Raw genomic sequence first — 12,442 nt, 5'->3', positions numbered from 1 at the left:
CCGGACGGGCGGATTCCGGAGATGGGGCGCGACCCTGCCACCGTTCCGGGGCAAAAGGCCAGAGGCAAGCCCCGCTTTTCCGGCAGGCCTCCCCTCCGGAGGGCCGCAGTGGCGGCCAGCCGCAACGCAAGCGACCCCAATGCAAAAGGGCCGCACCTTGCGGCGCGGCCCTTCGCAAACGGTTTGAACGGCCTCGGTCGATCAGCGGCCGGCGCGGGCGCGGGCGCGGATCATGAAGGCGTCGAAGGTGAACTCGGCCACCTGCCACCACAGATACTGCTCGGAGCGGGTCGCCTGCATCGCCTCGATGATCGTCTTGAAGTCGGCATTGCGGGCGCTGATGTCCGCGTAGAGCTGGTTGGAGGCGGCGAGGCAGGCCTCCATGACCTCCTGCGGGAACGGCCGCAGCTGCGTGCCGGCCGCCACCAGACGGCGCAGGGCCGCCGGGTTCTGCAGGTCGTACTTGGCCTGCATGGTCTGATTGGCGGTCGCGCAGGCATTGGTCAGCGCGGCCTGGTAGGATTTCGGCAGCGCGTTCCACTTCTCCAGGTTGATCATGGCGTGGACGGTCGGGCCGCCCTCCCACCAGCCAGGATAATAGTAGAACGGCGCCACCTTGTTGAAGCCGAGCTTCTCGTCGTCATAGGGGCCGACCCATTCGGCGGCGTCGATCGTGCCCTTCTCCAGCGCCGGGTAGATGTCGCCGCCGGCCACCTGCTGCGGCACCACGCCGAGCTTGGTCAGCACCTGGCCGGTGATGCCGGCGATGCGCATCTTCAGGCCCTTCAGATCCTCGACGGTCTTGATCTCCTTCCGGAACCAGCCGCCCATCTGCGCGCCGGTATTGCCGGCCGGGATCGCGTGGATCTGGAACTTCTTGTAGAAATTGTTGAACAGCTCGTTGCCGCCGCCCTGGACCAGCCAGGCATTCATCTGGCGGGCATTGAGGCCGAACGGAACCGCCGTGCCGATGGCGAAGGTCGGGTCCTTGCCGACATAATAATATGAACAGGTGTGGCACATCTCGACCGTGCTGTTCGACACGGCATCCATGGCCTGCAGGCCGGGAACGATTTCGCCGGCGGCGAAGGTCTGGATCTGGAACCGGTTGTCGGTCAGCTCGGCGACCTGCTTGGCAATGGTCTCGGCGCCGCCATAGATCGTGTCCAGCGACTTCGGGAAGGACGAGGTCAGGCGCCACTTCACCTCCGGCGCCGACTGGGCGACGGCGGGAGCGGCCACGGCCGCGGCGGCAAGACCGGCGCCCGAGGCAGCCAGGAAATTCCGGCGTTTCATGCGATTTCCTCCAGGGATTTGGCAGGTGGCCTCCGTTCCGGAGGCTACCGATGGCGCCATAGACCCCGGCCATGGCCGGGCGAGCAAGGCTGCCCGTGCAAGGCAGCCAAGCGCTGCGACTTTTGATCAATATCATGATTCTGCTGTGAAATCGGTCGCGCGCCGGTCGCGCCAACCCCCGGTCGTCCGGACGGCTGGCGGCAGGCCCGTCACTTCCTGTAGCCTTCCGCTAACGTCAAGGGGCGCGGCGCCGACCGCAGCTCCGGGGGAGGATGGCATGGAAGGAACGCGGCCCTGCGCCGAGCGGTTCATGCTGGTGGGTCCCGAGCGCGTCTTCTATGCCGGCCTGCTCGGCAGGCCGCGGAAGCGCACCCTGGGCTCGTTCATCCTGTTCTGCAGCATGGAGGGGCGCCTCGAACTGTCGGTCACCGGCGAGCCGGCCGTGACGCTCGAGGCCGCCGTGCTGCCGGCCTATCGCGAGCATTCCATCCAAAGCGAGCACCGCTGCGTCATCGGTGTGCTGATCGAGCCGGAAAGCGTCGACCCGGCGTCGCTCGCCCGCCTGGAGGCCGCGGCGCGCGCCATGGACCAGGCGGAACTGGCCGGTCGTCTGCGCGCGGCCTATCGGCGGCTGCGCGCCATGCCGCTGAAGCACCGGCTGAGTACGGCCGCCTTCGACGCCGAGGCTCTGGGCGAGCCGCTCGTGCCGCGCAGGGTCGATCCGCGGATCGCGCGCGTCCTCGGCGTGCTCGGCGAGCGGCCGGGCGACCCGCTCAGCGCCCAGGACTGCGCGGCCCTCACGCGCCTGTCGGTGTCGCGCTTCCTGCATCTGTTCAAGCAGGAGACCGGCCATTCCTTCCGCGCCCTGCGCGCGTGGAAGCGGGCCCGCCACCTGCTCAACTACGCCAACGAGACCATCAACATGGCCCATCTGGCGCTGGATATCGGCTATCCCGATTCCACCCATTTCTCCCACTCCATCCGCCGCTTCTACGGCCTCCAGCCGCGGGCGATCTTTTCCGGCTCGCGCGAGCTGGAGATCTTCCGTTCGGGGGAAGCAGCGGGGCCCTGAGCCGCCCGCCATGACCACTTCACGCAAGCCTGCAGGTCGCCCGCCTGCCTAGGCTTGGACCCGACCCCTTCCCGTCAGGACGCCGCACCCATGCTGTTCACCGCCGAGCACGACGAGGTCCGCCGGACCATCCAGAAATTCATCGCCGCCGAGGTGAACCCGCATGTCGATGCCTGGGAGGAGGCGGGCCGGTTTCCGGCCCACGACCTGTTCAGGAAGATGGGCGACCTCGGCCTGCTCGGCCTCAACAAGCCGGTCGAGCACGGCGGCATGGGCCTCGACTATTCCTATGCCATCCTGATGGCCGAGGAACTGGGCGGCATCACCTGCGGCGGCGTGCCCATGGGCATCGGCGTGCAGACCGACATGGCGACGCCGGCGCTGGCCCGCTTCGGCGACGATGCGCTGAAGCGCGAATTCCTCGCTCCCTCGATCAGCGGCGACTATGTCGCCTGCATCGGCGTGTCGGAGCCGGGCGCCGGCTCGGACGTCGCCTCGGTGAAGACCACGGCCCGCTCCGACGGCGACGACTACGTGATCACCGGCGGCAAGATGTGGATCACCAATGGCGCGCAGGCCGACTGGATCTGCCTTCTCGCCAATACCGGCGAGGGCGCCCCCCACCGCAACAAGTCGCTGATCTGCGTGCCGATGAAGGAGAAGGGCGTCACGGTTGCCCGCACCCTCGACAAGCTCGGCATGCGCTCTTCCGACACCGCGCAGATCTTCTTCGACGAGGTGCGCGTGCCCAAGCGCAACCGCATCGGCGAGGAGGGCAAGGGCTTCACCTACCAGATGATGCAGTTCCAGGAGGAGCGCCTGTGGGGCGCCGCCGCCAAGCTCAAGCCGGCCGAGCGGATCATCGACCAGACCATCGAATATACCCGCGGCCGCAAGGCCTTCGGCAAATCGATCCTCGACAACCAGGTCGTGCATTTCCGCCTCGCCGAGCTGAAGACCGAGGTGGAACTGCTGCGCTCGCTGGTCTATCGCGCCACCGAACGGATGCTGGCCGGCGAGGACATGACGACGCTCGCCTCGATGGCCAAGCTGAAGGCCGGCCGCCTCGGCCGCGAGGTCGGCGACAGCTGCATGCAGTACTGGGGCGGCATGGGCTACATGAACGAGACGCCGGTGACCCGCTATTATCGCGACTCGCGCCTGACCTCGATTGCCGGCGGCGCCGACGAGGTCATGCTGTCGATCATCTCCAAGGCCATGGGCACCCTGCCGGGCATGAGCAACCGGTCATGATCACGCTCTATCACTGCGTCTCCGCCCGCTCGATCCGCCCCCTGTGGATGCTGGAGGAGATGGGGCTGCCCTATGAGCTGAAGATGCTGCCGTTCCCGCCGCGCGCCATGGCGAAGGAGTTTCTGGCCCTCAATCCGCTCGGCACCGTGCCGTTCATGATCGACGGCGAGACGCGGATGAGCGAGTCTACCGGCATCTGCCACTATCTGGCGACCCGCCACGGCCCGACGCCGCTGGCGGTCACCCCGGACGAGCCGGATTACGGCACCTGGCTGAACTACCTCTACCAGAGCGATGCGACCCTCACCTTCCCGCAGACGCTGGTGCTGCGCTACGGCCGGTTCGAGCCGCCGGAGCGGCGCCAGCCGCAGGTGGTCGAGGACTATTCGAAATGGACGCTGGCGCGCATGCGCATGCTGGACGCCCGCCTCCAGACCCACGAATGGGTGGCCGCCGGACGTTTCACCGCGGCCGACATCGCGGTCGGCTATGCCCTCGGCCTTGCCGAGATCATCGGTCTTGACCAGCACTTCCAGCCTCAGACCGCCGCCTACTGGCAGCGCCTCAAGGGGCGCGAGGGCTACAGGCGGGCGCTGGCCGCGCAGCAGACGGCTGCCGTCGAGCAGGGCGTCAAGGCGAGCTTCGGATAGGGCGCGATTTGGCGAGTGGCCCCACCCGCACCCTCCCCGCTGCGCGGAGAGGGGGGACTTCGGCCTCTCGCCTCGTTCGCAACGGTCGGGCCAGGCACGGCGGCAACGACAAGACGGAACGTCGTAGTCGCCCTCTCCGCGCAGCGGGGAGGGTAAGGGTGGGGGCATGGGACATAGTGCGGCAGCAGGACACGGCCCTCCCGAACGCGCGTCAGAGGGCCCGAAACGACGACGCCCGGCCAGGGTTTCCCCCGCCGGGCGCAGCTTTCGAACATGCCGCGAATCTACCAAACCATCGTCACGCTGTCAAGGTGTATTTTCACATAAAAGGACATTGATCCGGAACCTCCACCTATCGGAATGCACGGCCCGTATCCCTCTCCGCCACCAGCCACTCCACACAAGACGCCTGTCCGCCCGCCCGCCAATGTTGCCGGCAAGACCCTTGCGAGGACCTGAGCCTTCATGGCCGTGATCGAGACCCGCATTTCTGCCTCGGGCGAGGCCTTTCAGGCCAATCGCGCCCACATGCTCGGGCTCGTCGAGCGCCAGCGCAGCCTGGAGGCCCGTTCCCGGCAGGCCTCGGCCGCGGCCGGCCCGCGCTTCCACGAGCGGGGCCAGTTGCTGCCGCGCGAGCGCATCGCCCTGATCCTCGACCCCGGAGCCCCGTTCATCGAGCTCTGCACCCTGTCCGGCTACCGCATGGACGTGCCCGACCCGGACAGGAGCGTGCCCGGTTCGGGCGTCATCTCAGGCATCGGCATCGTTGCCGGCGTGCGCTGCTTCGTCTCCGCCTCAGATGCCGGCATCGATGCCGGCGCGCTCCAGCCGATGGGCCTCGAAAAGAAGCTGCGCGGCCAGGAACTCGCGCTGGAAAACCGGCTGCCCTATATCCAGCTCGTCGAGAGCGCCGGCGCCAACCTCCTGCGCTACCGGGTGGAGCACTTCATCCATGGCGGCTCGACCTTCCGCAATCTTGCCCGCCTGTCGGCCGCCGGCCTGCCGGTCATCACCGTCACGCACGGGTCCTCGACCGCCGGCGGCGCCTACCAGACGGGGCTGTCGGATTACATCGTCATGGTGCGCGGCCGGACGCGCGCCTTCCTGGCCGGACCGCCGCTGCTGAAAGCTGCCACCGGCGAGGTCGCGACCGAGGAGGAACTCGGCGGCGCCGAGATGCACACCACCGTTTCCGGCCTCGGCGACTACATGGCCGAGGACGACCGCGATGCCCTGCGGATTGCCCGCGAGATCGTCGCCTCGCTCGACTGGAACCGTGACAGGCCCGGCGAGCCGGAGCGGGATTTCGCGGAACCCGCCTACGACGCGGAGGACCTGCTCGGGATCATGCCGGCGGATCTCAAGCGCCCGGTCGACATGCGCGAGGTCATCGCCCGCATCGTCGACGGTTCGGACTTCCGGCCCTTCTCGCAGGCCTATGGCCCGGCCACCGTCTGCGGCCATGCGGCGATCGAGGGCCATGCGGTCGGCATCATCACCAACAACGGCCCGCTCGATCCGGACGGCGCCAACAAGGCGACGCACTTCATTCAAGGATGCTGCCAGTCGGGCACGCCGCTCCTCTACCTCAACAACACCACCGGCTACATGGTCGGCCGCGCCTACGAGGAGGCCGGCATGATCAAGCACGGCTCCAAGATGATCCAGGCGGTGACCAATGCCACCGTGCCGCAGATCACGCTCTATTGCGGCGCCTCCTACGGCGCCGGCAATTACGGCATGTGCGGGCGCGGCTTCCATCCCCGCTTCTGCTTCTCCTGGCCGAATGCGCGCACCGCCGTGATGGGCGCGGAACAGGCCGCAGAGACCATGGCCATCGTCGCCCGCGCCGGTGCGGCGCGGCGCGGCCGGGAGCCGGACGAGGCGCAGATCGCTGCCATGAAGGCGCAGATCACCGAGCTGTTCGAGAGCCAGATGGACGTGTTCACCACCTCGGCCCGGCTGCTCGACGACGGCGTCATCGACCCGCGCGACACCCGCGCCGTGCTGGCCGAGTCCCTCGCCATCTGCCGCGACGCGGAGCGGCGGCGGCCGCGGCCGATGCAGTTCTCGGTGGCGAGGCCGTGACCATGACCGCGTCACCCTTCCGCAGCCTGCTGGTGGCCAATCGCGGCGAGATCGCGCTGAGGATCATGCGCACGGCGCGGCGCATGGGCCTCGCCACCGTGGCCGTCCATTCGACCGCCGATGCCGATGCCGCCCATGTCCGCTTCGCCGACCGCGCGGAGCTGATTGGCGGGCCGCTGCCGGCCGAGTCCTATCTTTCCATCGAGGCGATCATCGCCGCGGCGCGGCGCTCCGGCGCCGATGCCGTCCATCCCGGCTACGGCTTCCTTGCCGAGAATGCCGCCTTCGCCCGGGCCTGCCGCGCGGCCGGTCTGGTCTTTGTCGGACCCTCGGCCGAATCCATCGAGGCCATGGGCCACAAGGCCGGCGCCAAGGCCATCATGCAGGCAGCCGGCGTGCCGACGGTTCCCGGCTGGCAGGGCGACGACCAGTCCGACGACCGGCTTGTGGCCGAAGCGGCCCGCATCGGCTTTCCGGTCATGATCAAGGCGGTGGCCGGCGGCGGCGGCCGTGGCATGCGCCTCGTCACGGAGGCCGGCCAATTCGCCGCCGCGCTGCGCAGCGCCCGCTCGGAGGCGGCCAATGCCTTCGGCGATCCGACCGTGCTGCTCGAGCGCGCGGTGGTCGAGCCGCGCCATATCGAGATCCAGGTGTTCGGCGACCGCCTCGGCCATGCCGTGCATCTCGGCGAGCGCGACTGTTCGGTGCAGCGCCGCCACCAGAAGCTGGTCGAGGAAGCGCCATCGCCCGCCGTCTCGCCGGACCTGCGCAGCCGCATGGGCGAGGTCGCGGTGAAGGCCGTGCAGGCGCTCGGCTACGAGGGGGCCGGAACGCTCGAGTTCCTGCTCGATTCAACCGGCGCGTTCTATTTCATGGAGATGAACACCCGCCTGCAGGTGGAGCACCCGGTGACCGAGGCGATCACCGGCCTCGATCTGGTCGAATGGCAGATCCGGGTGGCGATGGGCGAGCCGCTGCCGCTCGCCCAGCACGAGATCCGCTTCTCTGGCCACGCCATCGAGGTGCGGCTCTGCGCCGAGGACCCGGCGCAGGATTTCATGCCGCAGGCCGGCCGTTTCGGGGCCTGGTCCATGCCCGAGGGCCCGCGCATCGAGACGGCCATGGCGCCGGGCGCGGCCGTGCCCCCCTTCTACGATTCCATGATCGCCAAGGTCATCGCCCATGGCGCGGACCGCGCCGCCGCCTGCGCAGGCCTGTCCGGCGGGCTCGACCGCGCCGTGGCGCTGGGGATTGCCACCAACCAGGGCTTCCTGAAGCGCGTCATCGAGCACCCGGCCTTCGCGGCGGGTGCGGCCACGACCGGCTTCATCGCGACCCATGGGGAGGCGCTGCGGCGGGCAATCCCGGACGACATTCCCGATGCCATGCTGGCTGCGCTCGTCCTGTTCGTCGACGACACCGCCGCCCGCTATCGCCGGCGTCCGCGTCATGTCGGCCCGCCGTTGCCCGTTCCGATGGTGCTGGAGACCGGCGGGGCGCGGCACGCGGTCGGCATCCACCGCGAGCGGGACGGCGCCTATGTCATTGCCGAAGGCGAGGCGGGGCTGACGCTTCAGGTCGATGCTGTCGAGCCGGGCCTCGTCCGCCTGCGCCACGGCCCGTCGGGTCTTGCCGTGCCCTATCTGAGGCGCGGGCCCGAGCTGTTCCTGCAGCGCGGCGCCGATCAGGTCCATGTCCGCGACCTGACCCGCGCCATCGCGCTGCGGGCCGGTTCCGGGGGCGGCGACGGGCGGATCGCGGCCGCCATGAACGGCCGGGTGGTCGCCGTGCATGTGGCGGCCGGCGACACGGTGGCGCCCGGCCAGCCGGTGGTCACGCTGGAGGCGATGAAGATGGAGCATGTCCATGCGGCGGATGTTGCCGGCAAGATCACCGAGATCGCGGTCGCGGCCGGCGAGCAGGTGACGACCGGCCGGCTTCTGGCGATGATCGACAAGGCCGGCGCGGGGTGAGGGATGGACGGCATCCCGGTTCTGCGTCCTTCGAGGCTCGCTTCGCTCGCACCTCAGGATGAGGAGGGACAGCCTGGCATCCGGGGGTGATGCGGCCCGCGGCGGTCCGCAGCCCGACCGGCTTGCAAGGCCCGGCCTTCCTCATCCTGAGGTGCGAGCGAAGCGAGCCTCGAAGGACGCAAGACCCCCATGCCATCCATGAGGATCCAGGGAGACGACCCATGTCCGATGCCGTTCTGACCACCACCGCCGGCCATGTCCTGACCCTCACCATCAACCGGCCGGACAAGCGCAATGCCATGAACGCCGAGGTCATTGCCGGCCTTGCGGCGGGCTGGCGCTCGGCCCAGGACGATCCCGCCATTCGCGTCATCGTGCTGACCGGGGCCGGCGACAAGGCCTTCTGCGCCGGTGCCGATCTCGGCCGCGGGACCGGCGCCTTCCAGGACGCCTCGAAGCCCACGACCGACTATGCCGACCTGCTGCGGCTCACCCAGAACAGCACGAAGCCGTCGATCGCCCGCGTCAACGGCACCTGCATGGCCGGCGGGATGGGCCTCCTGTGCATGACCGACATGGCGGTGGCTACGGCCGATGCCCTGTTCGGCCTGCCCGAGGTGAAGGTCGGTGTCTTTCCGATGCAGGTGCTGAGCCTGCTCCAGCGCACGGTGCCGCGCCGGCTGGTGGCCGAATGGTGCCTCACGGGCGAGCCCTTCACGGCGGACGAGGCGAGGGCCGCCGGCCTGATCAACCATGTGGTGCCGGCCGGCGAACTGGACGCGAGGGTCGACTGGCTGGTCGGCCGCCTCACCGACAAGTCTCCGGCCGCCATCCGGCGCGGCAAATATGCCATGCGCGCCATCCAGTCGATGAGCTTCGACGAGGCGATCGCCTTCACCGAGGGGCAGATCGCGCTGACCGCCGCCACCGAGGATGCGAAGGAGGGCATCGCCGCCTTCCAGGAGAAGCGCAAGCCGGTCTGGCCCGGCCGCTGAACGGCTCAGACCAGCGCCAGAGCCTGGGTGAGGTCGGCGATCAGGTCGTCGGGATGCTCGACCCCGATCGACAGCCGGATCGTCGTGTCCAGCACGCCGATGCGCTGGCGCACCGCCAGCGGCACGCCCGAATGGGTCATGGCGGCCGGATGGCTCGCCAGCGATTCCGTGCCGCCGAGGCTGACCGCCAGCTTGAAGATCTGCAGGGCGTTCAGGAAGGCGAAGGCGGCCGCCTCGCCGCCCCGGATGTCGAAGGAGAAGGTCGAGCCTGCCCCCTCGCACTGGCGGGCGAAGACCTCAGCCTCCGGCGATCCTGCGGGAAGGAAGGGCAGGTAGTGGACCTTCGCGACCTTCGGGTGGTCGCGCAGGAATTCGGCCACGGCGCGGGCATTGTCGTTGGCCCGCCCCATCCTGAGGCTCAGCGTCTCCAGCGAGCGGCCGAGCATCCAGCACGAATGCGGATCGAGCTGCGTGCCGATGGCGCCGCGCAGCGCCTTGATCGGCTTGGTCACCTCGCGGCTGCCGAGCGCGGCGCCGGCGATCAGGTCGGAATGGCCGCCGACATATTTGGTCAGCGAATAGACCGAGACATCGGCGCCATGCTCGATCGGGCGCTGGAAGACCGGGCCGAGCAGCGTGTTGTCGCAGACGATCACCGGCCGATGGCCCTGGCGCGCTTCGATCTCTTCGGCGATCCGCCGGGTCAGCGCGACGTCGATCAGCGTGTTGATCGGGTTGGACGGCGTTTCGATGAGGATCACCGACACGCGCCCGCCCCCGGCCGTCGCCTTGGCCATGGCGGCTTCGGCGGCCGCGCGCATCGCGGCCTCGTCCACCCCGTCGGAAAAGCCCTCCGCGGCGATCTTCATCTCGGCAAAGGTGCGCGAGAGCAGCGTCTCGGTGCCGCCATAGAGCGGCTGGGAATGCAGGATGGCATCGCCCGGGCGGGCAAAGGCGAGCAGCGTCGTGGCAATCGCCGACATGCCGGACGAGAACAGGATGCAGGCGTCCGTCCGCTCGTAGACGGCCAGCCGGTCCTCGACGATCTCGCTGTTCGGGTGGTTGAAACGCGAATAGACCAGCCCCGCCCCGGTGCCCTTGGGCGGCTCGCGCCGGCCGGACACGAAGTCGAAGAAATCGCGTCCCTCCTCGGCGGTCGGAAAGACGAAGGTCGAGGTCAGGAAGACCGGCGGCTTCACGGCCCCTTCCGAGAGCAGCGGATCGAAGCCGTAGCTCAGCATCAGCGTCTCGGGATGCAGGGCGTGGTTGCCGATATGGGTTCTGGACGGCTTTGGCGCTGTCATGGGTCTCTCCGCGGGAGGGCCGGGAGATCGCAGGCTACCCCAGGCCCGCCCCTTTGTGGGCAAGACCTTTCGCACATTTCGGAAGGGGGGAGGTGGTACAGCCGCCCCGGCTCGAACGGGGGACCTCCAGAGCCACAATCTGGCGCTCTAACCAACTGAGCTACGGCTGCACGATGCGTGACGGACGGGACGACCTGTCCGAGCGGCGCGAACCTAGTCGCAAGGTCCGGCCAATGCAAGGTCGTCGCCTGTGACCTCCGTCACAGATCGACGCAATTGTCGCCCGCCCATGAAAAAAGCCCGGGCCGAGGCCCGGGCTTGAAGTCCGACCGCAGCCATGGGCCCGGTCTTGGGGAGAAACGCGGCACCTGGGGAGGTGCCAGGCACTGCAAACATCAGGCACTGCAAACATCAGGCACGGGATGCGTCATGCACCGCGGCGGCGCCCGATACGCGGCATCCGCGGAAACAAGCCTGCGGGCCGCCAGTGCGGCGCGCGCTTACTTGCCGGCGTTGGCGAAGGCCTTCTCGACCTTGCCCTTGACCGGCTCGAACGTGTCGGTGGCGGTCTTCTGCGCGATCGAGGACAGTTCCTTGGTCTGGGCCTGCATGGTCTCGAACTGCTTGCGCAGATAGGCCGACTGCAGCTCGATCACCTCGGCGAGCGACTTCACGCCCATCAGGTCGCGGGCATGGTCGAAGCTGGCGTTCATGTTGGCGCGGGTCAGCTCGAGGGCCTTCATGTTGAAGTCCTTCACGCCGGTGGAGGCGGTCGCGTAGGTGTCTTCGACGAGATCCGTGGTCTCCTCGGCGGCGGCCTTCAGCTTGGCATAGCCTTCCTTCATCTGGCCGACGACCTTCTCGGTCTGCTCGCGCAGGGCGGCCGGAACCTCCAGCTTCGACATGTCGAAGCCGGCGCCATCGAACTTGGGCATTTCGAACTTCAGCATCTCGAACTTGGACAGGTCGAACGCCGGGAACGGGAACACCTTGGCGGCCTCGGTCTTCTCGGTCTTGGCGGCTTTGACGGTCTGGGTCATCGAGAGCTCCTCACAGGGGCAATTGCGGACAAGGCGGACGCGTCTGCCCCTGACGGATCGCGCGGTTCGGCTCAGCGCAGCGAGAGATCGCCGCAGGGCTGCCGTTAACGCTCCTATAGCATCCGGGATATTGCAGCGCAACAATTATTGCAGCGCACATGCCTCAAACGTGGCGAAACCGGCGTCAAACCGCCTCGATTTCTATGTGCAGTGCAGAAACTCGGCCAAGTCGGAGATGAAAAGCGATGTAACGCTTCGTCACACGCCGATTCAGCCCTTCCGGGCGGGCTTCGGCGCCGGCGGGGCCGTCACCGCGGCTGCTCCCAGGTCGCGCGCCTGAGCCTGCATGACCTGCATCTGGCTCTGGAGGAATTCCGACTGGATCTGCATCATCTCCATCATGTCGGACGCCCGGACCATGCGCTGGGCGAAGGCGAGCGAGGCCGCGACATTGGCTTCGGCGATGCCGATCGCCATCAGGCTGGTCTCGCGCGCTCCGGTCTGCATGGCTCCCGACGACTGCTCCATGGCCTCCACCGTGCGCTGGGCCGCGCCGACGAAGCCCTCGAAGGCCCTGCGCGCCTGTTCGACGCTGCGGTCGGCGAATTCGCGCATTTCGATCGGGATGGCATAGGGCGCCGGCTCGTTGCTGGACATGCCAACCTCCCTTTGCGGGCCGCTGTGCATCGGGAATCACCCTGACAGCGGCCGACCCATCCGAGCTTGGCCGATCCGCGACCGGTTGCAAAGCTCCCGGAGGCAATACGCAC

Annotated in this window: 10 protein-coding genes and 1 tRNA gene; 6 read left to right on the top strand and 5 right to left on the bottom strand. The window is 68.4% G+C overall.

The features are described from left to right. Positions 1 to 201: 201 nt before the first annotated feature. Positions 202 to 1,296: a TRAP transporter substrate-binding protein gene (locus ACTIFS_RS00150; RefSeq protein ID WP_439572002.1), complete on the bottom strand. Its 1,095-nt coding sequence runs from the start codon at positions 1,294 to 1,296 to the stop codon at positions 202 to 204. A 277-nt stretch (positions 1,297 to 1,573) separates the two neighbouring features. On the opposite strand from ACTIFS_RS00150, the gene ACTIFS_RS00145 reads away from it, so the two are divergent. The 6 genes from ACTIFS_RS00145 (at position 1,574) to ACTIFS_RS00120 (ending at position 9,328) form a co-directional block, all read left to right on the top strand. After that, the gene (locus ACTIFS_RS00145) at positions 1,574 to 2,368 is read left to right on the top strand and encodes a helix-turn-helix domain-containing protein (RefSeq protein WP_439572001.1); all 795 of its coding nucleotides are present in this window, start codon (positions 1,574 to 1,576) and stop codon (positions 2,366 to 2,368) included. A gap of 90 nt (positions 2,369 to 2,458) precedes the next feature. Continuing rightward, a complete protein-coding gene (locus ACTIFS_RS00140; RefSeq protein WP_439572000.1) occupies positions 2,459 to 3,622 on the top strand; it encodes an acyl-CoA dehydrogenase family protein in 1,164 nt (387 codons plus the stop codon). Next, positions 3,619 to 4,272, top strand: coding sequence for a glutathione S-transferase family protein (locus tag ACTIFS_RS00135; protein ID WP_439571999.1), 654 nt, complete (start codon positions 3,619 to 3,621; stop codon positions 4,270 to 4,272). The genes ACTIFS_RS00140 and ACTIFS_RS00135 overlap by 4 nt, the downstream gene beginning before the upstream one ends. 465 nt (positions 4,273 to 4,737) lie before the next feature. Continuing rightward, positions 4,738 to 6,360 (top strand): acyl-CoA carboxylase subunit beta, encoded by a 1,623-nt coding sequence (locus ACTIFS_RS00130; RefSeq protein ID WP_439571998.1) that lies wholly within the window; start codon positions 4,738 to 4,740, stop codon positions 6,358 to 6,360. A gap of 2 nt (positions 6,361 to 6,362) precedes the next feature. Next, complete coding sequence (locus ACTIFS_RS00125) at positions 6,363 to 8,333, top strand: acetyl/propionyl/methylcrotonyl-CoA carboxylase subunit alpha (RefSeq protein ID WP_439571997.1); 1,971 nt, start codon at positions 6,363 to 6,365, stop codon at positions 8,331 to 8,333. A 221-nt stretch (positions 8,334 to 8,554) separates the two neighbouring features. Next, positions 8,555 to 9,328, top strand: a complete 774-nt coding sequence (locus ACTIFS_RS00120; protein ID WP_439571996.1) for an enoyl-CoA hydratase/isomerase family protein — start codon at positions 8,555 to 8,557, stop codon at positions 9,326 to 9,328. Between the two features lie 5 nt (positions 9,329 to 9,333). Here the strand turns inward: ACTIFS_RS00120 and ACTIFS_RS00115 are convergent, their stop codons facing one another. The 4 genes from ACTIFS_RS00115 to ACTIFS_RS00100 form a co-directional block, all read right to left on the bottom strand. Then, positions 9,334 to 10,632, bottom strand: a complete 1,299-nt coding sequence (locus tag ACTIFS_RS00115) for a cystathionine gamma-synthase family protein (RefSeq protein ID WP_439571995.1) — start codon at positions 10,630 to 10,632, stop codon at positions 9,334 to 9,336. A 93-nt stretch (positions 10,633 to 10,725) separates the two neighbouring features. Further along, positions 10,726 to 10,802, bottom strand: a tRNA-His gene (locus ACTIFS_RS00110). A 330-nt stretch (positions 10,803 to 11,132) separates the two neighbouring features. After that, the gene (locus ACTIFS_RS00105; protein WP_439571994.1) at positions 11,133 to 11,672 is read right to left on the bottom strand and encodes a phasin; all 540 of its coding nucleotides are present in this window, start codon (positions 11,670 to 11,672) and stop codon (positions 11,133 to 11,135) included. 270 nt (positions 11,673 to 11,942) lie between these two features. Next, positions 11,943 to 12,329 (bottom strand): phasin family protein, encoded by a 387-nt coding sequence (locus ACTIFS_RS00100; protein WP_439571993.1) that lies wholly within the window; start codon positions 12,327 to 12,329, stop codon positions 11,943 to 11,945. Positions 12,330 to 12,442: the final 113 nt, after the last annotated feature.

Origin of the sequence: Phreatobacter sp. (assembly GCF_051860605.1) — a bacterium.
In the GTDB taxonomy this organism is placed as follows: domain Bacteria; phylum Pseudomonadota; class Alphaproteobacteria; order Rhizobiales; family Phreatobacteraceae; genus Phreatobacter.
This window is presented reverse-complemented; position numbering and strand designations above follow the sequence as displayed.

Bases quoted from the DNA above. Each gene is read 5' to 3' on its own strand.
- ACTIFS_RS00115 (WP_439571995.1), bottom strand. From the start codon at position 10,632: ATGACAGCGCCAAAGCCGTCCAGAACCCATATCGGCAACCACGCCCTG.
- ACTIFS_RS00125 (WP_439571997.1), top strand. From the start codon at position 6,363: ATGACCGCGTCACCCTTCCGCAGCCTGCTGGTGGCCAATCGCGGCGAG.
- ACTIFS_RS00100 (WP_439571993.1), bottom strand. From the start codon at position 12,329: ATGTCCAGCAACGAGCCGGCGCCCTATGCCATCCCGATCGAAATGCGC.
- ACTIFS_RS00130 (WP_439571998.1), top strand. From the start codon at position 4,738: ATGGCCGTGATCGAGACCCGCATTTCTGCCTCGGGCGAGGCCTTTCAG.
- ACTIFS_RS00135 (WP_439571999.1), top strand. From the start codon at position 3,619: ATGATCACGCTCTATCACTGCGTCTCCGCCCGCTCGATCCGCCCCCTG.
- ACTIFS_RS00150 (WP_439572002.1), bottom strand. From the start codon at position 1,296: ATGAAACGCCGGAATTTCCTGGCTGCCTCGGGCGCCGGTCTTGCCGCC.
- ACTIFS_RS00145 (WP_439572001.1), top strand. From the start codon at position 1,574: ATGGAAGGAACGCGGCCCTGCGCCGAGCGGTTCATGCTGGTGGGTCCC.
- ACTIFS_RS00140 (WP_439572000.1), top strand. From the start codon at position 2,459: ATGCTGTTCACCGCCGAGCACGACGAGGTCCGCCGGACCATCCAGAAA.
- ACTIFS_RS00120 (WP_439571996.1), top strand. From the start codon at position 8,555: ATGTCCGATGCCGTTCTGACCACCACCGCCGGCCATGTCCTGACCCTC.
- ACTIFS_RS00105 (WP_439571994.1), bottom strand. From the start codon at position 11,672: ATGACCCAGACCGTCAAAGCCGCCAAGACCGAGAAGACCGAGGCCGCC.